General features: G+C 68.1%; 27 protein-coding genes and 4 tRNA genes. 15 read left to right on the top strand and 16 right to left on the bottom strand.

All coding sequences use genetic code 11. The annotated features are described in order from the left end of the window. Positions 1-109 precede the first annotated feature (109 nt). Positions 110-715: a hypothetical protein gene (locus FK531_RS06245; RefSeq protein ID WP_142096359.1), complete on the top strand. Its 606-nt coding sequence runs from the start codon at positions 110-112 to the stop codon at positions 713-715. 103 nt (positions 716-818) lie between these two features. Here FK531_RS06245 and FK531_RS06240 read toward each other — a convergent pair whose 3' ends face one another. From FK531_RS06240 to FK531_RS06220, 5 genes are all read right to left on the bottom strand, one after another. Beyond that, positions 819-1,208, bottom strand: coding sequence for an SPW repeat domain-containing protein (locus FK531_RS06240; protein ID WP_246097923.1), 390 nt, complete (start codon positions 1,206-1,208; stop codon positions 819-821). A gap of 117 nt (positions 1,209-1,325) precedes the next feature. Further along, positions 1,326-1,694, bottom strand: a complete 369-nt coding sequence (locus FK531_RS06235; protein ID WP_142096353.1) for a hypothetical protein — start codon at positions 1,692-1,694, stop codon at positions 1,326-1,328. Positions 1,695-2,176: 482 nt separating this feature from the next. Then, positions 2,177-2,249 (bottom strand) — tRNA-Lys (locus FK531_RS06230). A gap of 15 nt (positions 2,250-2,264) precedes the next feature. Then, entirely contained in the window at positions 2,265-3,662 is a 1,398-nt protein-coding gene (locus FK531_RS06225; RefSeq protein WP_142096350.1) for an MFS transporter, read from the bottom strand. Continuing rightward, a complete protein-coding gene (locus tag FK531_RS06220) occupies positions 3,659-4,102 on the bottom strand; it encodes a MarR family winged helix-turn-helix transcriptional regulator (protein WP_142096347.1) in 444 nt (147 codons plus the stop codon). The genes FK531_RS06225 and FK531_RS06220 overlap by 4 nt, the downstream gene beginning before the upstream one ends. A 221-nt stretch (positions 4,103-4,323) precedes the next feature. Here FK531_RS06220 and FK531_RS06215 point away from each other — a divergent pair, with 221 nt between their 5' ends. The 5 genes from FK531_RS06215 to FK531_RS06195 all read left to right on the top strand — a co-directional run bounded on the left by FK531_RS06215 (position 4,324) and on the right by FK531_RS06195 (position 6,770). Continuing rightward, entirely contained in the window at positions 4,324-5,346 is a 1,023-nt protein-coding gene (locus FK531_RS06215) for a magnesium transporter CorA family protein (RefSeq protein WP_181762841.1), read from the top strand. A gap of 268 nt (positions 5,347-5,614) precedes the next feature. Beyond that, complete coding sequence (locus FK531_RS06210) at positions 5,615-6,343, top strand: TetR family transcriptional regulator (protein ID WP_142096344.1); 729 nt, start codon at positions 5,615-5,617, stop codon at positions 6,341-6,343. A gap of 80 nt (positions 6,344-6,423) precedes the next feature. Further along, positions 6,424-6,496 (top strand) — tRNA-Glu (locus tag FK531_RS06205). 85 nt (positions 6,497-6,581) lie between these two features. Further along, positions 6,582-6,655, top strand: a tRNA-Asp gene (locus tag FK531_RS06200). A gap of 38 nt (positions 6,656-6,693) precedes the next feature. Beyond that, a tRNA-Phe gene (locus FK531_RS06195) sits at positions 6,694-6,770 on the top strand. 284 nt (positions 6,771-7,054) lie between these two features. Here the strand turns inward: FK531_RS06195 and FK531_RS06190 are convergent. Beyond that, a complete protein-coding gene (locus FK531_RS06190) occupies positions 7,055-7,570 on the bottom strand; it encodes an HPP family protein (protein WP_246097921.1) in 516 nt (171 codons plus the stop codon). 26 nt (positions 7,571-7,596) lie between these two features. Beyond that, a complete protein-coding gene (locus FK531_RS06185) occupies positions 7,597-8,466 on the bottom strand; it encodes an alpha/beta fold hydrolase (protein WP_142096341.1) in 870 nt (289 codons plus the stop codon). Positions 8,467-8,560: 94 nt separating this feature from the next. Between FK531_RS06185 and FK531_RS06180 the strand changes: the two genes are divergently transcribed. Continuing rightward, complete coding sequence (locus tag FK531_RS06180; RefSeq protein ID WP_142096338.1) at positions 8,561-9,115, top strand: TetR/AcrR family transcriptional regulator; 555 nt, start codon at positions 8,561-8,563, stop codon at positions 9,113-9,115. 5 nt (positions 9,116-9,120) lie between these two features. Continuing rightward, on the top strand, positions 9,121-10,044 hold the full coding sequence (locus tag FK531_RS06175; protein ID WP_142096335.1) for an MBL fold metallo-hydrolase: 924 nt from the start codon (positions 9,121-9,123) through the stop codon (positions 10,042-10,044). Positions 10,045-10,161: 117 nt separating this feature from the next. Here the strand turns inward: FK531_RS06175 and FK531_RS06170 are convergent, their stop codons facing one another. Both FK531_RS06170 and FK531_RS06165 read right to left on the bottom strand, forming a co-directional pair. Further along, complete coding sequence (locus FK531_RS06170) at positions 10,162-11,373, bottom strand: globin domain-containing protein (RefSeq protein ID WP_142096332.1); 1,212 nt, start codon at positions 11,371-11,373, stop codon at positions 10,162-10,164. Between the two features lie 86 nt (positions 11,374-11,459). Further along, positions 11,460-12,359, bottom strand: coding sequence for a pseudouridine synthase (locus FK531_RS06165; protein WP_142096329.1), 900 nt, complete (start codon positions 12,357-12,359; stop codon positions 11,460-11,462). Positions 12,360-12,585: 226 nt separating this feature from the next. Here FK531_RS06165 and FK531_RS22285 point away from each other — a divergent pair, with 226 nt between their 5' ends. Continuing rightward, the gene (locus FK531_RS22285) at positions 12,586-12,732 is read left to right on the top strand and encodes a hypothetical protein (RefSeq protein ID WP_181762840.1); all 147 of its coding nucleotides are present in this window, start codon (positions 12,586-12,588) and stop codon (positions 12,730-12,732) included. A 73-nt stretch (positions 12,733-12,805) separates the two neighbouring features. Here FK531_RS22285 and FK531_RS06160 read toward each other — a convergent pair whose 3' ends face one another. After that, complete coding sequence (locus FK531_RS06160; protein WP_142096326.1) at positions 12,806-13,903, bottom strand: Gfo/Idh/MocA family protein; 1,098 nt, start codon at positions 13,901-13,903, stop codon at positions 12,806-12,808. A 156-nt stretch (positions 13,904-14,059) separates the two neighbouring features. On the opposite strand from FK531_RS06160, the gene FK531_RS22860 reads away from it, so the two are divergent. Then, the gene (locus FK531_RS22860) at positions 14,060-14,188 is read left to right on the top strand and encodes a hypothetical protein (RefSeq protein ID WP_290367601.1); all 129 of its coding nucleotides are present in this window, start codon (positions 14,060-14,062) and stop codon (positions 14,186-14,188) included. Positions 14,189-14,315: 127 nt separating this feature from the next. Here the strand turns inward: FK531_RS22860 and FK531_RS06155 are convergent, their stop codons facing one another. Continuing rightward, positions 14,316-14,537, bottom strand: coding sequence for a hypothetical protein (locus FK531_RS06155; RefSeq protein WP_142096324.1), 222 nt, complete (start codon positions 14,535-14,537; stop codon positions 14,316-14,318). A 48-nt stretch (positions 14,538-14,585) separates the two neighbouring features. Between FK531_RS06155 and FK531_RS06150 the strand changes: the two genes are divergently transcribed. Further along, entirely contained in the window at positions 14,586-15,464 is an 879-nt protein-coding gene (locus FK531_RS06150) for an oxidoreductase (protein ID WP_142096321.1), read from the top strand. Positions 15,465-15,473: 9 nt separating this feature from the next. Further along, the gene (locus FK531_RS06145; protein ID WP_142096318.1) at positions 15,474-16,007 is read left to right on the top strand and encodes a VOC family protein; all 534 of its coding nucleotides are present in this window, start codon (positions 15,474-15,476) and stop codon (positions 16,005-16,007) included. A gap of 3 nt (positions 16,008-16,010) precedes the next feature. On the opposite strand, the gene FK531_RS06140 is transcribed toward FK531_RS06145, so the two are convergent. Both FK531_RS06140 and FK531_RS06135 read right to left on the bottom strand, forming a co-directional pair. Beyond that, positions 16,011-16,439 carry an organic hydroperoxide resistance protein gene (locus tag FK531_RS06140; RefSeq protein WP_142096315.1) on the bottom strand — a complete coding sequence of 143 codons (429 nt, stop codon included), beginning with the start codon at positions 16,437-16,439 and terminating at the stop codon, positions 16,011-16,013. A gap of 21 nt (positions 16,440-16,460) precedes the next feature. Further along, positions 16,461-16,916: a MarR family winged helix-turn-helix transcriptional regulator gene (locus FK531_RS06135; protein WP_142096312.1), complete on the bottom strand. Its 456-nt coding sequence runs from the start codon at positions 16,914-16,916 to the stop codon at positions 16,461-16,463. A 185-nt stretch (positions 16,917-17,101) separates the two neighbouring features. On the opposite strand from FK531_RS06135, the gene FK531_RS06130 reads away from it, so the two are divergent. Further along, positions 17,102-17,473, top strand: coding sequence for a hemophore-related protein (locus tag FK531_RS06130; RefSeq protein WP_142096308.1), 372 nt, complete (start codon positions 17,102-17,104; stop codon positions 17,471-17,473). 49 nt (positions 17,474-17,522) lie between these two features. On the opposite strand, the gene FK531_RS06125 is transcribed toward FK531_RS06130, so the two are convergent. Both FK531_RS06125 and FK531_RS06120 read right to left on the bottom strand, forming a co-directional pair. After that, on the bottom strand, positions 17,523-17,942 hold the full coding sequence (locus FK531_RS06125) for a hypothetical protein (protein WP_142096305.1): 420 nt from the start codon (positions 17,940-17,942) through the stop codon (positions 17,523-17,525). Between the two features lie 102 nt (positions 17,943-18,044). Beyond that, positions 18,045-19,019, bottom strand: a complete 975-nt coding sequence (locus tag FK531_RS06120; protein WP_142096302.1) for a quinone oxidoreductase family protein — start codon at positions 19,017-19,019, stop codon at positions 18,045-18,047. Positions 19,020-19,107: 88 nt separating this feature from the next. On the opposite strand from FK531_RS06120, the gene FK531_RS06115 reads away from it, so the two are divergent. Continuing rightward, positions 19,108-19,686, top strand: coding sequence for a TetR/AcrR family transcriptional regulator (locus tag FK531_RS06115; RefSeq protein ID WP_142096299.1), 579 nt, complete (start codon positions 19,108-19,110; stop codon positions 19,684-19,686). Positions 19,687-19,768: 82 nt separating this feature from the next. On the opposite strand, the gene FK531_RS22855 is transcribed toward FK531_RS06115, so the two are convergent. Continuing rightward, on the bottom strand, positions 19,769-20,638 hold the full coding sequence (locus FK531_RS22855) for a helix-turn-helix transcriptional regulator (protein ID WP_290367600.1): 870 nt from the start codon (positions 20,636-20,638) through the stop codon (positions 19,769-19,771). Here FK531_RS22855 and FK531_RS06105 point away from each other — a divergent pair. Then, the gene (locus tag FK531_RS06105) at positions 20,541-21,269 is read left to right on the top strand and encodes an alpha/beta fold hydrolase (protein WP_142096296.1); all 729 of its coding nucleotides are present in this window, start codon (positions 20,541-20,543) and stop codon (positions 21,267-21,269) included. The two genes, FK531_RS22855 and FK531_RS06105, sit on opposite strands and share 98 nt — an antisense overlap. Positions 21,270-21,350 lie beyond the last annotated feature (81 nt).

Below are 21,350 nucleotides of genomic sequence, written 5' to 3'. Positions count from 1 at the left end.
TACCGATGTCCGGCGGCCCGGTGCGTCCGACAGTAGTGAACGGTTGGCGCCCATGCGCGCCGATCGTGGATCGGTGGCGGAACCCGGGTCATGCGAGCAGGATTCATCCATGACCAATGGGAGTCAGGATGGTTTCGCCGAACGGCCGGTCGATGCGGGACGCACGGGTCTACCGGGATGGGCGAAGAAGGCCATCGCCGGCGCGGTCCTACTCGTCGTCCTCGTCATCACGTACTTCGTCCTGGCCGCGTTCCTGCCGAGATGGTGGGCGCAGCAGGCGGGTTCGCTGTCCTCGGGCAGCTTCACCCGGGGTATCGCGTGGGGCCTGCTCTACGGCGTGCTGTGCACATTGCTTCCCTTGCTGCTGATCCAGCTGGCCTGGCGGGTCCGGGGCCGGAAGTTCAGCCGGGCCGCGCAGATCGCGTCCGTGGTTCTCGCGGTGATCCTGGCGTTGCCGAACCTGATGACGCTGACGGTCGTGCTGGGCAACAACACTGCTGCGCACGCGGGCGAACGGATCCTCGACGTCGACGCGCCGGGATTCCGGGGCGCCTCGCTGGTCGGCGCGATCATCGGCGTGCTCGCGTTCGCGGTGCTGGTCTGGCTCGGTGTGGCGTACCGCAGGCGCGGGAGGGAGCTCAGCCGGATGCGTGATCAGGCCCGGGCGACCGAGCAGCAGACGTCGGCGCGGTCGGAGTCGCCGGGCGAGGGCTGACCGATTCGCTCAGCGGGGCGGGATCCTGCACCGGTACCAGCGCGACCCCGAGACCGGCCGACGCCAGACCTGTCGCGGTGCGGCTGGCTGGGCCGACGCCCGGTCAGGCCGGCTGGTGTTCCGGTTCCCGGCTGACGGCGACCGGCTGGTCGCGGCGGGCCAGCAGTCCGAGGATGCCCACCCCGGCGATGATCACTCCCGCAACCACGGCGATGGTGGCCGCTGCGGTGGTGCCGCGGGGGAAGTTCATCGCGAGTGGCGACAGCAGCAGCATCGCGCCGAGGACGACGAGTCCCACGTGGCTCGCCCTCGACTCGGTCGTCATGGCCCAGAGTCCGGCGGAGTACGCGACGAGACCGAGGACCAGGATCGAGCCGGTGATCTGCTGGTCGCCGTTGACAGGTACCCACAAGCTCAACAGCACCAGGGCGACCCCGGTCACGACGACCAGGATGTCGCGGCGAACCTCGCGGGCATGTACCGAATCCATCATGGTGGCCTCCCTGCGTACGACCTCTCGGAACCCCATTCTGTGCCCGGACGGCGCGTGCTGTCGACCCCGATTTCGCAGGTGTTCGGTTTGTCCGTTCCCAGGTGGGATCGGCTCCGGCTACGAGCTCGACGCGGCCGGACGGAGCTTGTCGAGGGTGCGCTGCATCGCGATGCGGGTTCGGTCGACGCTCGCGCGGGACAGCTGCGCGTCGAGGTAGCTGCGGCACAGGTCTTCGACGGTGTCGAAGCCACCTGGCAGTCCGGCGGCGCTGTTGACGATTCGGCGGACGAGCCGTCCGAGGCCGGCGGCCTGCTCGTCGGTGAGCGGGGAAGCGTCCATGTCCCCGAGGGTCTGGAGCGTCGAGTGGCCGAGTTCGATGTCGGTCGACCGGGTCTCGGCTGACGCGACGATTCGCTCACCCGGGCAGGCTCGTGTCAGTGCTGAGCTGCGCGGGAAGGTCTGCTGCTTGACGTTGGAGGGGCTCATCGCCGCTCACCGCCCTTCGGGTCCCCCGTGGGGGTGCTCGTGCCGGAACTCGCGGGCCGATCGCAATTACGAATCATGTTGACTCCTAATCGATGTGGCCGTTCTTCAACGATTGCCGCCATGTCAGTGGTATCAGACGAAACCACCTTTCGGGAAATCCATTCGTCAGGTGACGCAAAAGCGTTACCTAACGGCCTGGCGGTCCGTGGGTCATGTTGCGGCTGTTGGACGTTCGTCCTGATCGGCGCAAATGTGCTTGTGGTGCAACGAGGTACGTGCGGGTAACCGGGCGGGGAGGGTTGGGCGTGGCTGTGTCGAGAGGGTGGCCGGGAACGTGATGCTCGACACAATCGCGGGATCGCGGTGGGGCCGCGGATGCAGAACGTCCCGCCGGGAGAGCTCCCGGCGGGACGCGGTCGCCTGCGTGACACGCTGTCGCATGCTCATGCCGGCGCCCCTGCCGGAGGCCGGCATCGTCACCGTGCCCCCTCTCGGGCTCGAACCGAGGACCTGCGGATTAAAAGTCCGTAGCTCTACCAACTGAGCTAAAGGGGCGGGCGGTGCAGGAGTCTAGTGCTCGCGCAGCGTTCGCGAGAACAGCACCCCCACGAGCAGGGTCGCGCCGAGCACCGCGATCACGGCGCCGGTGCGGTGCAGGCCCATGTCGTCGGCCCCGTCGCGCATCGTGACCTCGATGACCACCGCAGCGAGGTTCGCCCCGACGTACTGGATCGTGCGGTACATGCCGATCGCCGTGCCCACCTCGCGGGCGCTGGTCGCCGAGTTCACCAGGTTCTGGTTGCCCATGTTGTTGAAGCCGTTGGGGATGCCGAGGATCGCGGCGACCACCAGGATCAGGCCGATCGGCGAGGTCGAGTTCTCCGCGAGGGCGAGCAGCAGGCCGCCGGCGACCAGTCCGGTGGTGCCCACCAGCAGGGTGCGCCGTGCCCCGTGGCGCCCGTAGAGCCGGGATGCCGTCATCGTCGCGAACACTCCGACGCCGGCGACCGGCAGCATCATCAGACCGGCGGCAGCCGGGGACATCCCGCGCCCGCCCTGCAGCCACTGCGGCAGCCCGAAGAAGACGCAGTAGAAGGCCGTGTAGGTGATCAGGGTGCGCCCGAGTGTGGTGCTCAGCGTGCGGTTGCCGGCGAGTGCGCGGACGTCGATGAACGGGGCTGCGGCGCGAGATTCCCAGGCGACGAACGCGACCCACACGGTCGCGCACGCCGGCACCAGCCACCACGCCGGGCCGGTGGTGAGCGAGAGCAGGAAGAACATCAGTGTCGAGGTTCCGGCCAGGAAGAGTGCCATGCCCGCGGGGTCGAGCGACCGCAGCACCTCGGCGGGGGTGCCGCCCGCCCGCCGTGGGCCGTCGGGGGCGGCGACCGCGAGCACCCACGCGGCGCTCACGGCGGCGATCGGCAGGTTGACCCACATGATCGACTGCCAGCCGAACGCGCCGACCAGGAGACCACCGAGCGTGGGGCCGAGGGCGACCACCACCTGCGCGCAGGCGGCGAGTGTTGCGATCGCCGAGCGTGGCTGTGCGCCATGACGGTCCGCGTACTCGCGCACGATCGTCATGGCGTTCGGGTACTGGGTCGCGGTGCCGATGCCCAACAGCACCCGTGCGGCGATCAGCCAGCCCAGGCTCGGGGCGAGCGCGCCCGCCACGGCGCCCAGTGCGATCAGTGTCAGTCCGCCGAGGTAGACGCGGCGGGCTCCGAACAGGGCGCCGAGCCTGCCAGCGGTCGGCGCGGTGACCGCGGTGGCGATGTAGAGCGCGGAGATCACCCAGGCGATCCCCGAGCTGGACCCGAAGTCCTGGCCGATCGCGACGATGGCGACGGCAATCATCGAGGAGTTCAGCGGCTGCAGGACGGTGCCGGAACCGAGCCCGACACTGAGCCGTCGGGGGACCGGCCGAGTGCGTTCGGCCGTGCGAGTGTCGGGCTGCGCGGTCACGTCCGCGGCTCTCCGGTGCCGAGACGACGCAGGATCCGCCCGGCGATGAACAGCACCTCGCGTTCGGCCTCGGTGCAGTCGGCTTCGAGTGCGTCGGCGAGCCAGCGGGTGCGCCGTTCGCGGTCGGTCGACAGCATCCGACGGCCGTGGTCGGTGAGGCTGATCAGGCTGGCCCGTGCGTCGGCTGGATTGGCCTGCCGGGTGATGGTGCCGGCGTCCTCGAGCAGGGCGACGGTCCGCGAGATGGATTGCGGCGTGACCTGTTCCAGGGCGGCGAGCGTGGAGGCGGTCATCGGTCCGCCGCGTTCGAGGTGACCGAGGGCCTGGAGTTGCGACGGGGTGAGCATGTGCTCGGCGCGCTGGGCCCGCAGCCGGCGGAAGAAGGTCGCGATGTCCTCGCGGAGCTGGATCGCGGGGTCGTTCGATCGCGTGCCGGTCATACCGACGTCACCTCCTGAGCAGCGTCAATAAATATCAGTCTAGCTGTCTAATCTACCGCTAGCGCGTGTGGTGTACCTGATGGAATCGGGACAGAAGAACAGGTTTGCTTCGTATTTAGAGTGGGCCCGTGAGTGTCTGACCGGACCCGTCGCGGCCGAGGTCCCCGACTTTCGGCAGGGTCCGGGCGATGATGGCGTGGAATCGCGAGCCGGGAGGGTCGATGAACGAATCGGACGTCGAGCGCGTCCAGGTGTCCTGCCGGATCCGCAACCGGCTCTATCGGGACGGGGTGCTGGCGGGCACGGACCTTCCGGTCGAGGAGCTCGCCGAGCATCGGTCGGACGAGCGCGCGTTGATCTGGCTGGATCTGCTCGCCCCGTCGGTCTCGGACATCGTCGCGTTGTCGCCGCTGATAGGCGGGGAGGTGGAGCTGCACCCGCTCGCGGTCGAGGGTGCGATCTCGGGCCGGCAGCGCCCTCGGCTCGTCCGGTTCCGCGACCACAGCCTGCTGCATGCCCGGGCTGTCCGCTTCGACCCGTCGACAGAAGTGCTCGCCGCGACGGGACTGTCGGTCTTCATCCTCGCCAGGGCCCTGATCGCCATCCGCGCCGACGACGAGTTCCCGCTCGAACCGATCCTCGCCGACTGGGACGACAACCCTGACCTCGCGACATACGGGGTCGGGTTCCTGCTGCACACCGTGCTGGACACGATGGTCGACGGCTACTTCACGGCGATCGACCAACTCGACGACCAGATCCAGGCGCTCGAGGACGACCTCCTGGTGGGTGCCGGGCCGAAGAACGCCGTGCAGCTACGCAGTTTCACGCTCCGCAAGGCGGTGGCGCAGTTGGGGCGGGCGGTGCTGCCGATGAACGAGGCCTTCAGCGCGCTGCTGCGGCAGGGTGCGCACGTGCTGGAGACGGAGATGGTGCCGTACTACCAGGACGTCTACGACCATGCCCTGCGCGCGACCGAACGGATCGACGGACTGCGCGACACCATCGAGTCGATACTCGCGACACATCTTGCGATGCAGGGTAATTCGCTGAACGAGATCATGAAGAAGCTCACTGCGTGGGCGGCGATCATCGCGATTCCGACCGGCGTCACCGGCTACTTCGGCCAGAACATCCCGTTCCCGGGGTTCGGTCAGCAGTCGGGGTTCTGGTTCAGCGCGGCCATGATCGTGGTGCTCGCGAGCGGACTGTGGTGGAACTTCAGGCGGCGCAACTGGCTGTGACCGCGGACTGGATTCGTCCGTTGCAGGTTCGCGCCGCAGAAGCGCTCGTAGGCGCGGAAAGCTCGGGTGCGCACCCCCTGCCGCGCACCCGAGCCCGGTCAAATCATACCACTCGGTGTGTTCCGCCTGGGGGAAACTTACTCGCCAGTAGTAATCGTAGCGGGTGTCGACTGAGGCGAATCGGTCCCGATCGGGGCTAGGGTTGAGCCGAGGTCTTCTGGTGACCTGTCGGGGCGACTAGCAGGTTTCGGAGGCAGGGCAAGCGCATATGGCACGTCAACAAGAACGCGCGCGGCGGACCCGCGCCGCGATTGTCGAGGCGGCGGCAGTGGAGTTCGCTCGCCGCGGCTACGCGGCGGCATCGGTGAACACCATTCTCGAAGGCTCGCACGCCACCAAGGGCGCGATGTACTTCCACTTCGAGTCGAAGGAGGATCTCGCCCGAGCGGTCCTCGCATCAGCGCTCGAGCGCTACACCGAGTCGACCGACCGCTGGAAGCGCGTCGACGCGGACCCCTTCCAGGTCTTGCACGGCATCATCGTCGAACTGGCCGAGCGATTCGCCGCCGAGACGATCGTGCAGGCGGAATTCCGTCTGATCATCGAGCCGGAGTTCTATTCCGAGGTGCGCTCCGGTGGCAGTCAGGTGTGGGGGCACACCGCGCACGAGCTCGTGTTGCGGGCGCAGCGCGAGGGGCACCTGCGGGCGGATGCCGATCCGGCGGTGTTCAGTCGGGTCCTCGGGGCGTGCCTGGCCGGCCAGCGGTACATGCTCGACATGACCACCGACAGCACGGGGCTGCGGGACCGGTTCGAGGAGGCCTTCGAGGTGCTGCTGCAGGCGATGGCCTCGGAGGAGTGGCTGGCGCAGTGGCGACGCGACGGGTGGCAAGACCTTCGGGCCGAGGCCGCGGTCGCGGCGCAGGCGGATGCCCCGCCGGTCGCCGAAGCGGAGCAGCTTCTTGCGCCGGAAACAGGCTCTGACCAGTCGATTTGAGTTTTCCGAAACAAGTGTCCTAAGCTATCCCAGCTCCCAACGGACAGCCGTTGCGGGTACTTGCCGGAGAAATTCGGTAGGCCCCCTTCGTCTAGCGGCCTAGGACGCCGCCCTTTCAAGGCGGTAGCGCGGGTTCGAATCCCGTAGGGGGTACGGTTTTGGGAGGTAGCGGGTTCGCCTGCTACAGTTCCTAACCGGTGCAAGACCGAGTGTCGGATGACAACGATGCTCTTAGCAAGGCCCTGTGGCGCAGTTGGTTAGCGCGCCGCCCTGTCACGGCGGAGGTCGCGGGTTCGAGTCCCGTCAGGGTCGCTTTTGTATTGCCTAGGCATTCGGTTCGGGTGCCGCCCGGCCAGGTAGCTCAGTTGGTACGAGCGTCCGCCTGAAAAGCGGAAGGTCGCCGGTTCGATCCCGGCCCTGGCCACCATTCCTATTCAGGCGAATAGCCCCTCCCTCGATCTCGAGGAAGGGGCTTTTCTCGTTCATGCCGGCGGATTCGTTCCAGCTTTTGACGAAGGTCTCGATCGGGTCGATCTGTGACGGTCGACCCATTCGCACCGCTGAAGTTGCGGGCTGTTAACTGTCGCGATGTACTGATCGGGTAGTCGCATGGGGCGGCTTCGATCCCGCGGGACCCCCATCCCGTGGGCACCGGCGCGGTGGGCGGCCCCCAATCGTTGCCCACCGCACCGGTTCCACTTCCCTCCGGGGTCAACCGCGGAGCGGATACCTGAAACCGGGCACAATCAGCCCGGCCAACGCGACGGCAGCGATCACGACCGCAACGCCGGGCACCAGGGTGTGCAGCAGGTACCCGGGACCCGGGTCGGCCAGCCCGATGCCGCCCGCGCACAGGGCGGCGGGAACGTGCGGGGCGCGCAGGACGGCCATCGCCGCGACTGCCGCCACGACCGACCCGGCGACCGCGACCTCCGACGGCCCGACGACCGCGGTGATCGCGAGTGCCGCGAGTGCCGCCGCCGGATAGGCGCGCAGGATGGCGCCCGGCCGTGCGGGTGGTCCCGTCGGTGCGAGGGCGACCACGGCGGCCGAGGCCGCGTAGGGCAACGCGAAGACCGGCAGGCCGAGCCCGTGCTCGACCGCCGCGAGCGCCGCGAGCGCGAGTGACACTACCGCGCCGGCCGCGAGTGCGGCGCGGGCGCTCGTCCCGAGTGTGCGTAGCCGGATCGCGCTTGTGGGTCCGGAGTTGCTGGTGAGCAAGGACATTGGTCGTCTCCGTCGGGTCGGGTTGGTCAGTGGTGGCGGCCGAGGAAGTCGCGGACCAGGTCCGCGATCTCGTCCGGGTGGGTCTCGAGGGCGAAATGTCCGGCGTCGAGCAGGTGGATCTCGGCGTCGGGCAGATCCCGGGCGAACGCCTCGGCTCCGGCCGGTCCGAAGATCTCGTCGCCGCGGCCCCAGGCGACCAGCGTCGGCGGCTGGTGGCTGCGGAAGTACTCCTGGAACGCCGGGTAATGGTCGAGGTTGAACTGGTAGTCCCAGAACAGTTGCAGCTGGATCTCCTTGTTGCCCGGCCGGTCCAGTCCGGCCTGGTCGACGAGCCAGGATTCCGGCGCGATCCGGTCGAGCCGGTCCGCCGGCACGCCGTGGGTGTACTGCCAGCGGGTTGCGTCGAGTTCGAGTAGTTCGCGCACCCGCGCCTCGTTGGCCCGCCGGTCCTTCGCGTGTGCGAACAGCACGTCCCAGAAGGGGGTGAAGCCCTCCTGATAGGCGTTGCCGCTCTGGGTGATCAGGGCCGTCACTCGCTCGGGGTGCTTGGCGGCGATGCGTAGGCCGATCGGGGCGCCGTAGTCCTGGACGTACAACGCGAAGCGGTCCAGGCCGAGTCGGTCGAGCAGGGCCTCGGTGATCGCGGCGAGCCGGTCGAAGCTGTAGTCGAATCGGTCCACGGCGGGCATCGAGGACCGCCCGAATCCGACGTGATCGGGGGCGACCAGGTGGAAGTCGTCGGCGAGCGCGGCGATCAGGTTGCGGTACATGTGGGAGCTGCTCGGGAAACCGTGCAGCAGAACGAGAGTGGGATTGGCGCGGTCGCCAGCCTCTCGGTAGAAGACCTCCTGGCCGTCGATGGACTCGGTGCAGTGCCGGGTGGGGAAGCTGGACATGGTCGCTCCTGACCTCGGAGGAGAACGAGCGTTCTCCTGCTCGTGAGGTGTAGCGTAGAGAACGTTGGTTCTCCACGCAAGGGGTGACATCGAGATGGATGCGGACACTGCGGACGCCAAGCTGCTCGACGCGGCCGAGGCGCTGTTCAACGAACACGGCGTGCAGGCGGTCGGGATGGACGCGATCCGGTCCGGCTCCGGAGTCTCACTCAAGCGGCTCTACCAGCTCTATCCGGCGAAGGATCGATTGGTCGAGGCCGTACTGAACAGGCGTGATCTGGCGGTGCGGGCCGAGCTCGCCGCCTTCCTCGAGCCGTACGACGATCCCCACGAGCGCGTGCTGGCGGTGTTCGACTACCTGGACGCGTGGTTCCGCCGCGAGGACTTCCGCGGGTGCACCTTCATCAACACCTTCGGTGAGCTCGGCGGCGTCAACGATGCGGTGGCGCAGATCGCCCGCACCCACAAGGCGGCTTTCCTGGCCTGCCTGCGTGAGCTGGTCGAGGACGCGGGGGAACCGGCCGCGCTCGCGGACCAGCTGGCGATCCTGGCCAACGGCGCGATGGCGACCGCGGCGATCACACAGTCACCGGACCCGGCCGGTCAGGCCCGCGCGGCGGCCGCCGTCCTGCTCGCCGCGGCGCGGTGACGCCGGTGTCGCCCCGCATCCCGCTGCGTCGGCCGTCGGTCGCCGGATACGACACCCTGCCCGCGGCCGAGGGGTCGATCGGGTCCTCCGTGCGCGGGACCTTCCTCGGCACCAGCAGCGTGCTGATCCGGGACGCGCGCACCGCATTGCTCGTGGACGGCTTCGTCACCCGACCCGGGTTCGTGAGGCTGGTCCTGGGCAAGATCGGACCGGACGCCGCCCTGATCGACGAGTGCCTCGGCCGCGCCGGAATCGACGCGCTCGACGCAGTGCTGTGCGCCCATTCGCACTACGACCACGCGCTCGACGCCCCGGTGATCGCGCAGAAGTTCGACGCTCCGGTGATCGGTTCGGGGTCGACCGCGAACATTGCCCGCGGTTACGGGCTGCCCGACCGGCTGATCCGTGCAGTCGAGGGCGAGGCGGAGTTGCGCTTCGGCGACTTCGGGGTCACCTTCGTCGCCGGCCTGCACAGCCCCGGTGACGTCGCACCGGGCACTGTCGATTCGCCGCTGGTGCCGCCCGCGCGGGCGCGGCAGTGGCGTACGGGGGAGGCCTACTCGATCTTCTTCCGCCACCCGCGTGGCAGTGTCCTGGTGCACGCCAGCGCAAACCATGTACCCGGACGACTCGACGGCCACCATGCGGACGTGGTCTACCTCGGTGTCGGCACGCTCGGGCGTCAGAGCGCGCGGTTCCGGTCCGACTACTGGCACGAGGTGGTCCGCGCGACCGGCGCCCGTACCGTGATCCCCGTCCACTGGGACGACTTCACCCGGCCGTTGAGTCGACCGCTGCGGCCCCTGCCGTATCCGGTCGACGATCTGGCTGCGGCGATGGAATTCCTGCTCGAGCAGGGGCGGCGCGACGGAGTCCGCGTGCTGATGCCGGAGCCGTGGACTGCTGTCGAGCTGTTGTCCGGTCGCTGAAGTCCCGGCCCTGACGCCCGGGCTGTGTCGGACACCCCCTCCTGCAGGTTCCCCAATGTCACTGTGGTGCCCGCATGGGGAATCGGTGTGACATTGGGGAACCTTGAGGGGTGGGCGTCAGACGGTGGCGGTCCAGCTGTCGGGGCCGAACACCTCGTAGTGGATGGCTTCGGCGGGGACCTGTCGGTCGAGCAGGCTGTCCCGGACCGCGAGCATGAAGGGCATCGGACCGCACAGGTAGACCTGCGTCCCCGCCTCGATCTCGATTGTCGAGAGGTCCGCACGGCCGAGGTGGGTGGTGCCGAACTCCTCGCGGTTCCCGAGGTTCTCGTACCAGCGGTGCATGGTGGCGAACGGGATCCGCTGCACCAGTTCGGTGAGTTCCGCGCGGTGTGCATGCCGGCTCGGGGAGCGGTCCGCGTGCAGCACCGACACGCGGCGCCGGTCCTCGGTGGTCGCGAGGTGGTTGAGCATCCCGATCATCGGGGTGCAGCCGATGCCCGCGGACACCAGCAGCAGCGGGGCGTCGTCCTCCTCGAGGACCAGGTCTCCGAAGGGGAGCGAGACCTGCAGGCTGTCGCCCTCGAACACGTTGTCGTACAGGAAGTTCGACACCTCGCCGGCGGGAGCTCCGGAACCGTCCGCGGGCACCGCCTTGACGCTGATCTGCCAGTCCGTCGCGGACGGTGTGCCGACCAGGCTGTACTGGCGAATCTGCCGAGCTCCGTCCGGAAGGGTGACGGCAACCGAGATGTACTGTCCGGGACGGTAACTCGGCAAGGAACTCCCATCGGCCGGGCTGAGCACGAAGGTCACCGTCTCTGCCGACTGCAGCACTCGGCGACTGATGCGCACGTCGCGCCAGACCTGGCCTTCGGGGACGCCGGCGGAGGTGTAGAGGCTCCGCTCCATGGCGATCAGGGTGTCGGCCATCAGCCAGTACACCTCGTCCCAGGCCGCCGCGACCTCCGGTGTCACTGCCTCGCCGAGCACCTCGACGATGGCCTCGAAGAGGTACTTGTGCACGATCTCGTACTGATCCGCGGTGATGCCGAGGGACGCGTGCTTGTTCGCGATCCGCGACATGATCAGGTCGGTCCGCGGGGAGTCGGCGCTGACCTGCAGCGTCGCGAATGCGGCGACTGCTCCGGCGAGCGCCTTCTGCTGCTGCCCCTGCTTCTGGTTGCCGCGGTTGAACAGGTCGCGTTCGAGCTCGGGGTGCGCGGCGAACATCTTCGGATAGAAGAGCGCGGTGATGTCCTCGATGGCCGCACCCACCGCGGGGAGGGTGGCTCGGATGACTTCGGTGGACGCAGGGGAGAGGCTCATGAGCCGACGCTATGAAACTTGCATTTGAGATGCAAGATATTGTGACCCAGTCCACTACGGTGCGTAGTAGACGACGTTTCGGCCGATCAGTCCCAGGCCGCCAGGCGGCGCTCGCTGACGAAGCGACGGGTCCGCCCGGTGTAGGGGTCGGTGAAGGTGAGCGATCTGGAGAGCAGCTGCAACGGATTCGAATAGTCTTCGGGTGCAACGTCGTACAGCTTCGGATAGAAGTTGTCGCCGACTATCGGGATGCCCAGCGAGTTCAGGTGCACGCGCAGTTGGTGCATCTTGCCGGTGTGCGGCAGCAGTCGGTAGAGCGCCCGGTTTCCTCGGGCCCCCAGCAGTTCGATCCGGGTCTCCGCGTTCGGCTCGCCGGGCACCTCGAGACACTGCAGGATGCCACGCTGCTTGACGATCCGACTTCGCACGGTTCGGGGCAGGCTCAGATCGGGGTCGAAGCCGGCCACCGCCTCGTACTCCTTGGCCACCTGGCGTTCGTCGAACAGCGACTGGTACGCCCTGCGGGCCTGCGCGCGGACGGTGAAGACCAGTACGCCGGCGGTCACCCGGTCCAGTCGGTGCGCCGGCGTGAGTTCGGGCAGGTCGAGGTCGCGTCGCAACCGAACCAGTGCCGACTCCGCGACGTACCGTCCGCGGGGTGTGCTCGCGAGGAAGTGCGGTTTGTCGACCACCAGGAGGTCCTCGTCCCGATGGAGCACCTCGACCTCGAACGGCACCCGCTCCTCCACCGGCGGGTCGCGGTAGAGGTACACGAAAGAGTGGGCACGGTACGGGGTTTCATCGGTGACGGGCACCCCGGCCTCGTTCACCACCTCGGCCGCCGCGACCTTCTCGCGCAGGCGCGGTGCATCGTCGGGGAAGCGGGCGAGCAGGTAGCCGAGGACCGTCGTCCATCGGTCGTCCGCGGGCAGCCGCAACCGGGTCGGGTTGAGGCCGTCACGAACGGGGAGCGGGGCGTCGGGCACGTCACGAACCTACGCCTGTCGGAACGGGCGCGGGCCGGACGGTCGTCCGGTGCCTCCGCGGCCGTTCGGGCACCGCATCGGGTTTCCGGCGGAGGAAGTAGCGTTTAACCAAATCGATTGCTTTGCAGAAAGATCCGTACTTCCGGCGTGTCCGACGACGTGCTGATGTAGCGTCCGCGCAATGTCCGATGCCATGGGGTATGGGAACGACCACCGAGGAGTTTGAATGTTCGGATCAGCTGACAGCAGCGGCACCGGGACCGGCACCAACACCGGCACCACCACGGGCGGTGGCAGCAGTGACTTCGACGCGATCCTGAAGCTGCTGGCGCTCGTGAAGTCGATCACGGCGGGCGCCGTCAGCGGTATGTAGCCGGTCGCCTCAATGTCGACGAGGGGCGTGGATCCGCTGGATCCACGCCCCTCGTCTGTGCTCGACCGCGGTGTCAGCCGATGTCGGAGACCCGCACGGACCGCCCCTCGGCGGCCGAGAGTCGTATCGCGTCGAGCACGGCCTGTCCGGCCACCCCGTCGTGGAAGGTTGCCGGCCGGGGCTCTGTCGCCGCGATCGGCTCGCCGAGGATGCGTCGGCGGAAGGCGTCGGCGAGGCGGGTGTACGGCGCCCGGTCCAGGCCGGTGGCGTGCAGCCAGTCGTAGGTGGTGCTGAAGAAGTCGAACGGCGGCGGCTGGGGAGCGGGGTTCGTCAGGTCCGCGGGCACCTCGACCTCGCGCTCGCCGGTCGCGTCGGCGTGCCGGACCCGGTCACCGTCGATCCACACGGTCCCTCCCGTGCCTGCGATCCGGGTGGTCATCATCAGCGGACCCCAGGAGCCGACGGTGCTCTGTAGCACTCCGTCGACGCCGTCGACCGTGCGGAAGTGGACGGTGAAGCTGTCCTCGGCGGTCTGGCCGCGGTCCGCAACCACCGGAAGTCCGGCGCTGACCGAGTCGAACTCGCCGAGGGTGGCGCGAATCTGGTCGATCATGTGGGTGCCCTGGGCGCCGAGCCAGCCGCCGCCCGCGGAGCCGTCGGTCCACCAACCCGGCGCCTCGCTGCCCTCCGCCGCGAACATCGGCAGGTGCATCAGCAGCGTGGCGAGCTTCGGTGTGCCGACCGCGCCCTCGGCGACCTGTCGGGCGAGCAGGGCTTGCGGCGTCGCGTATCGGAACTCGGTGCCGATCTGGTGCACCACACCGGCGCGTTCGACGGCGTCGAGCATGGCCCGCGCCTGGGTGAGGTCGGCGGCGAAGGGCTTCTCGCAGACCACGTGCAGGCCGCGCTCGGCCGCCTCGATCGCGAGCTCGGCGTGGGTGTGCGGGGGAGTGGCGATGGTGACCGCGTCGATGTCTGCGGCCGCGAGCGCCTCGTCGAGCGAGGTGACCGCGTTGGCGATGTCGAAACGCGCGGCCCGCTCGGCCGTGCGGTCGCGGTCGCGCCCGATCAGCGCCCGCACCTCGAAGCCCGCGTCCCGGAACGCGGGTACGTGGGTTATGCAGCCGAATCCGGTGCCGATCACGGCCAGCCCGAGTGTGTTCTCCGTCATGCCCAGCACAGTAGCGGCCGCACCGGACTCGTCCCGGTGGGCCGGGCGCGAAGCAATATTCGACGATCCCGCCCGCGGCGGCGGCAGAAAATGTACGTTGCCGAATCACGTGCCGGAACCGACAGAGGCGCCGGAAATGACAAGCAGGAGCAACGAATGGCCGATTGCACCACCCCCACGACCACGACGACCACGACGAACAACGGTGGCGCCGGGAGCTCGGATCTCGTCGATCTGCTCGCCCTGCTGAAGTCGGTCACAGCGGGTTTCAAGAGCGGCATGTAGGCGAGTCGCAGCAACAGAGTGCGGGCACGGGTCCGTCGGATCCGTGCCCGCACTGGTCACAGGCTGAGCCGGTGACGAGATGGATCGCGCGCTCCGCCCAGTGCCCTGTCCGTCATCGCGTGCACAGTCAATGTGCGGTGCGTCGGCCCCTGACGAAATATGCGACAGGCCCGACGATGTTGACGAACGCCAGTGCCCGCCACAGGTTCTTGGGGCCACGAACCAGCTCGGCCGGCCGGCGCGCGATGTCGATCTGGGTGGCAACCAGCATCACCACTTCGACGACGCCGAGCGCGACGATCGCTTTTCGGGTGCGAGGACCGAGTGCCGACCACTTCTTCTTTGCCATGGCGACCAGGCTAGCGCCGGCGGGGATCGACGGTCGTAAACTCGGGCAATGACGAAATGGACCGCGCAGGACATCGTCGATCAGCAGGGGCGCACCTTCGTGGTGACCGGCGCGAACAGCGGGCTCGGGGCGGTGACGGCCCGCGCCCTGGCCGGGGCCGGGGCCGACGTGGTGCTCGCCTGCCGGGACGTCGCGAAGGGGGAGGAGGTGGCGCGTCCACTCGGATCGCGCGCCCGGGTCCGCAAACTGGATCTCGCGGACCTGGACTCGGTGCGCGAGTTCGCCGCCGGGATCGACTCCGTCGACGTTCTGGTCAACAATGCGGGCGTGATGGCGGTGCCGAACCGTCGGACCGCCGACGGATTCGAGATGCAGTTCGGCACCAATCACCTCGGACACTTCGCACTGACCGGCCTGCTGCTGGACCGGATCACCGACCGAGTGGTCACCATGTCCTCGCTGATGCACCGGCTCGGCACCATCGACCTGGCCGACCCGAACTACGAGCATCGCAGCTACCGTCGGTGGCCCGCGTACGGGCAGTCGAAGCTGGCGAATCTGCTGTTCGCCTACGAGCTCGACCGCCGCCTCGCGGCCGCCGGGTCTGCGGTGAAATCGCTTGCCGCACATCCCGGTTACGCGTCCACCGGCCTGCAGGGGCACACCGACTCGGTGTGGGACCGGGTGATGGGTATCGGCAACCTGATGGCGCAGAGCGCCGAGATGGGCGCGTTGCCGGAGCTGTACGCGGCCACGGCCGCCGACGCCGTGGGTGGCACCTTCATCGGGCCGGACGGACCGTTCGAGCAGCGGGGCTACCCGAAGGTGGTCGCATCCAACGCGAAGTCGCGCGACCGGGCGGTCGCCGCCGCACTGTGGGGCGAATCCGAGACGCTGACAGGCGTCACCTACGAGTTCGAAAGCTGAGGGTCGAGCATGTCGATTCGCCGTCTGAACCACGCGGTGCTGTTCGTCGCGGACCTCGAGCGCAGTCTCGCCTTCTACCGGGACGTGCTCGGATTTCGGCCCCTGCCGGGCGGATTCCCCGGTGCGGCGTTCCTGCAGGCGGCAGGTTCCGCCAACGACCACGACCTGGGCCTGTTCCAGAGCCCGAGCGGTCCGAGTCGTGCCCGCCAGGGTGACGTCGGGCTCTACCACCTCGCCTGGGAGGTGGGGACCCTCGCCGAGTTGGCCGAGATGCGCGGAAAGCTCAGTGCCGCAGGCGCACTGGTAGGTGCCAGCAATCACGGGTCGACCAAGGCGTTGTACGGCTCGGACCCCGACGGCATCGACTTCGAGGTGTGCTGGCTGGTGCCCGACAGTCGGGTCGAGGAGGAACTCGTGCCGGGGATGCCGCCGACCCGACCGCTCGACATCGACGCCGAAATCGAGCGGTACGGGGCGGACACCCCGAGCGGTCCGCGCACGGATCCCGCTGTGTGGCAGCGGATCTTCGCGGGACGCGGCTGACCGTCAGTCGTCGGACTCCGCGACCACCAGCGTGACCTCGATGTTCCCGCGGGTCGCGTTGGAGTACGGGCACACCTGGTGCGCCCTGGCGACCAGGTCTTCTGCCTCGGCCCGCGGCAGGTGCGGCAGCGTCACCTCGAGGGTCACCTCGAGGCCGAAGGCGCCGCCGTCGAGCGAGCCGATCCCGACCCGGGCACCCACCGCGGAATCCGCGACGTTCGCCTTGCTCGCGCGGGCGACGGCCTGCAGTGCGGAGTGGAAACACGCGGCGTAGCCCGCCGCGAACAGCTGCTCCGGGTTGGTGCCGTCGCCGCTGCCGCCCATGGCAGCGGGAACGGCGAGGTCGAGGTCGAGCCGGCCGTCCGAGGTCCGGGCGTGACCGTTGCGTCCCTCGCCGGTGGCGAGGGCTTCGGCGGTGTAGAGCACCTTCATGGGTTCTCCTTGTGTTGTGGGTCAGTGCGAGTGGTGGTGTGGGGTCGTGGCCGAGTGCAGGGCCTCGGTGACCCGGACCAGGGCGGCGCGCAGAGCGACCATTTCTGCCTCGTCGAGGCCGGTGGACTCGGCGAGTAGTCGGGGGATGTTTCGGGCCTTCTCACGCAGTGCCGCCCCCTTGTCGGTGAGGTGCACCTCGACCCGACGTTCATCGGTGTCCAGGCGCTGTCGTGAGAGCAGGCCGAGCCCCTCGAGGCGCCGGAGCAGTGGAGACCCAGTCCCCGTGTCGAGGTTGAGCTCCTCGCAGATTTCCCGGACGCCGCGCCCGTCGCGCTCCCACAACACCAGCATCACCAGGTACTGCGGGTAGGTGAGGCCGAGGTCGTCGAGCAGTGGGCGATAGACCGCGGTGGCGGCGCGCGAGGCCGAGTACAGGGCGAAGCACACCTGGCGGTCGAGGGACAGTTCGTCGGTCACGGACTTAAAGGTAGTGCACCGTTTAGTTGTGCACAATCTATTGGCTTTGTTCCGCTGAGAGAACGCTGAAAACCGCACCGACTATCAGGTGGATCTCAGGTTCGGCTGCCACATTCAGAGGTGGCACCGGCTACGGCGGCGGCCGTCCCGGCCGCGGGTCGGTATGTCGAAGGAGTTGACACACGATGACAGCCAGCAGATCGATTTCCATCCGGGCTCGGCGCGCGATCGCGGGGGTCGGATTGGTGGGCCTGGCGATGGTTGCCGTTCCCGCGGCGGCACTCGCCGACACCGCGCCCGCACCCACTCCGGCGGCACCGCAGTGCTCGCCGCAGGCGCGGTGGCAGGCGATGGCCGAGACCGCACCGGCGGTGGCGTCCTACCTTGCCGCGCACCCGGATGTCGCCAGCGAGCTCGCGAAGGTCGCCACTCTGCCCAAGGAGCAGCGCAAAGCCGAGTGGAAGAACTTCCGCGCAGGTCATCAGCAGGAGGTCAAGGACCTTCAGGCCGCGCGCCACGCCCTGCACGACTACCGCAAGGCCTGCCATCGCCGGTAGACCGGCCCGGCGACCCCGCCTCGGTGTGGCAGCGAGGCGGGGTCGCCGGCTACGGAACGTAGAACGTCGCGACACCTGGGGTGATCGTTCCGGCGGCAGACTCGATCGCTATGGCAACCTGTCCGGTCCCGGTCTGCAGGATCGCCTGGGCAGGGACCCCGTTCAGTCCGTCCGACAGCCGGGTGGAACCGGACGCCCCGGTCGACAGGTTCAGCCAGCGCACCTCGGACGAGAGCAGGCAGCCCCACCCGCCCTTCTCACCGCCGGTGACCGTCGTCGCGCCCGGCCGTTCGCCGACCACGGCCACACAGCGGACCGGGGGCGCGTCGAAGCTGCCGTTCGGGTTCCCGAACGGCGCCGGGTTGATCTGGAACGGAACGGTGACCGCCGCGGAGGCGACGGCCGCCGGCGCCAGAACCGTACCGACCGCGACGGCCGCGCAGACGGCAAGTCGGCGAACGAGATTCATCACGGTGACCTCCGGTAGTCGGGTGACGGGGCGTGGTGTCCATCCTCCACCCGGAGCGCAACCTCCGCCCGGTTGACCGAGATTCGGCCGACGCGGGGCGTGTCACGCCGTGGGGTCGAGGATCACCTTTCCGGAGGTCTTCCTCTGCTCGATCTTCTCGTGCGCGAGATGGGCGTGCGCGAGTGGGATCACCGAGTCGACCAGTGGCCTGATCGACCCTGCCGACACCCGTTCCAGGATCTCCGCTCTGGCCGCCGCGACGCGCTCCAGCCAGGCGGGACCGCCACATCCTGTGAAGGTCAGTCCGCGAAACATCAAGTCCTGGGCCGAGATCGCGGCGGGGCGCCCACTGAGCAGTCCGTAGGACAGCATCCGTCCGGAGAGCGGAGTCATTGCATCCAGAAGCCCGGTTGCCGTCTCGCCGCCGATCGACTCGAATGCCACGTCGATCGTCGTGTCGCCCAGGACGCCGCGCATCGCGTCCTGCCATCCGGGAGTCGAGTGGACGAACACCTCGTCCGCCCCGAGCAGCTTCGCTCGCTCCCCGTTCGTGTCGGTACCCGCAGTCGCGAAGACCCGCGCGGCGCCGAATTCCTTGGCCATCTGCAGGAGGTATGCGCCGACGCCGGTCGAGGCGGCCTCGACGAGCACCGATTCGTGCCCGTCCATCGCGGCGGCACGCAACAGGGTCAGCGCGACCGCGCCGGGTACCGCGGTGGCGACGGCGTCGGTCAACGGCACATCGTCGGGGACCCGGACCGCGGTCGCTGCCGACGCGACCACCTGTTCGGCGTAGGCGCCGGTGCCGTCGGTGGTCACGATGACCCGGGCGCCGATCAGGCGGGGATCGACGCCCGGCCCGGCGTCGGTGACGGTCCCGGCCGCTTCGCTGCCGAAGACCACGGGAGGGGTGGGTGACATGGGGAAGATCCCCGATCGGAGCTGTGTCTCGGCGAAGTGAACTCCGATCGCGCCTGCCTTGACAAGTATCTGGCCGGCGGCTGGTGTCGGAGTTGGCACGTCCTGCTCGACCAGCACGTCCGCGCCGCCCGCCGCTGTCATTACGATCGCTCTCATTGGTTCTCCCTAACTTGACCGTCAGTACAGTTTCAGGAATGAAGGCCGACGATATTGACCGTCGGTCAACTTGTCAATGGAGGTGCGCGTGAGTAACGAATCGAAGCGGGAGCGGAGCGACGCCGTCCGCAACCGGCGCGCGATTCTCGAGGCCACCGACGCCCTACTCGCCGAGTTCGGGGCGGACAACGTCTCGATCGAACAGATCGCCGCGGCCGCGCACGTGAGCAAGGGGACGATCTTTCACCGATTCGGCAACCGGGCCGGATTGATGAGGGCGCTGGTGTTCGATCGCGCAACGGCGCTGCGTGACGCCGTCGTCAGTGGTGCGCCGCCGCTGGGGCCCGGTGCACCGGCCGCCGACCGACTACTCGCGTATTTCGACGCGATGTTCCGACTGGTCGTCGACAACGTCGAATTGATGATCGCGTACGACGACGCAGCCGAGGATCCGCACGCCGAGGCGATTCACGCTTTCTGGTACGGCCACATCGCGGCCCTGCTCTCCGAAGCTCGACCCGACGCGGATGCCGAGGTGCTGTCGAGGGTTCTCCTCAGCAGCGTGAACGGCGAGCTCGTCCTTCATCACATCCGCACCGACCAGACCGAGCGTCTCGCGGAGACCATTCACGACCTTGTCGAATCGGTTGTCACGCACCGACATTGATGTCGAGATGCAGCGAGGATTGGCGGGACACGCCGCTTCGGGTACATCTAGCTGTACTGACCGGAGACGTTGATCGACAGCCTCACTCGCCTCGGCTCTGCGCGGACCTTGCCGTCGCGGGGGGAGTGCCAACCTCCTGAATGCCGTGGTCGCCACAGTGAGTCTTGGTTACGCTGGCGTGCTCGATGCGCGTCACGAGGAACCATCGCATTTCATTCCGTAGCCGACACCAGCCGATCAGATACCAGCGACCATTTCTGGACGCGAATATCACCGGCTCGACGTCGCGGGTGGTCTTGTTGCCGTCACCCGCGGTGTAGCGGATGCGCACCACACGCTGCTCGGCCATTGCCTCCTCAAGGGCCGATCTGACTGCCCGCGTGGCAGTCGGTTCAACATCGACCCAGACGCGACGCGCGAGCTCGTCAGCCTTCTTCCGAGTCCGAGGATCAAGCACACCCAAGATCTTCTGAACGCCGGCAGAGGCAAGGTCGGCATAAGGGGCATCGGGTGCAGCTGATATTGCCGTGAGAAGCGCCACCGCCTGTGCCGGGGTCAAGCTGATCGGTGGGAGATTGGATCGAGCGGCCAGACCGTATCCGCCGCCAGGGCCCGGACGCGACCAGATCGGCGCGCCGCTGTTCTCGAGTGCATCAAGGTCCCGCTTGACTGTGCGCACTGACACGCCAAACTCGCTCGCCATTTGTTCCGCAGTGCATCCACGAGAGCCGCTTCGTCGCAGCATCTCCGACAACGCGTGAAGCCGCTCTGCTCGCCTCAAATTTCCCTCCAATCCAAAATGATGCCAGAAATAGTGACATACCGTTGTCCAAGTGGCTTGCGAGGATTTCGGTATGACGACAAACACGAATGACCCGACCACGGTCTTGATCGCTGGCCACTGGCTGGGAGCTTGGGCATGGGACGAGGTCCTCGAACACCTGACCGCCATGGGCCGATGGGCTATCCCGATGACCCTGCCCGGCCTCGACGAGACGGACTCCGAACGAGCGTCCAGGACTCTCGATGATCAAGCAGCGGCGATCGAGCGGGTCTTGGCTTCTGAATCCGAGCCAATGGTCATCGTGGCGCATAGCGGAGCCAATGCTCCCGTGAGTCTTGTGCTCGACCGGCACCCCGAGCTGGTCCGCCGGGTGATCTGGGTCGATAGTGGCCCGGTCTCGCCCGGCACTGTTTTCGCCCCTGACGCCCCAGATGAACTGGAAGAGTTTCCACTGCCGCCCTTCGAGGCGCTCAAGGAGCAGGCCAGCATTGACGGCCTGAGCGCCGACGTTCTCGAGCGTTTCCGGCTTCGAGCTGTCCCCGAACCTGGACCCGTGCTGCGTCAATCCGTGGAGCTCAACAACGATGCACGCCTGAAGGTTCCGACCACGGTGGTGTGCTGCTCGCTCCCGAGTACGCAGTTGATGGCACTGGCCAAGGCTGGCCATCCCATGTTCGCCGAGGTTACAAACCTCGAGAACCTTGAACTCGTAGATCTCCCGACGGGCCACTGGCCCATGTGGAGCCGTCCCGCCGACCTTGCCCAGGTCCTCGCAGCAGCAGCTTCGTCAGTCGACTGAACCTCAGGAAAGCCGATCTCTGACCATCCGCCACCTGCGGCGACGCCCCCGGGAGCCGGTGAACGGCGGTCCCGAGGGCGG

This window comes from Rhodococcus spelaei (assembly GCF_006704125.1).
In the GTDB taxonomy this organism is placed as follows: Bacteria; Actinomycetota; Actinomycetes; order Mycobacteriales; family Mycobacteriaceae; genus Rhodococcus_G; species Rhodococcus_G spelaei.
The sequence above is the reverse complement of the archived record's forward strand: the minus strand, read 5'-3'. Positions and strand labels throughout refer to the sequence as shown.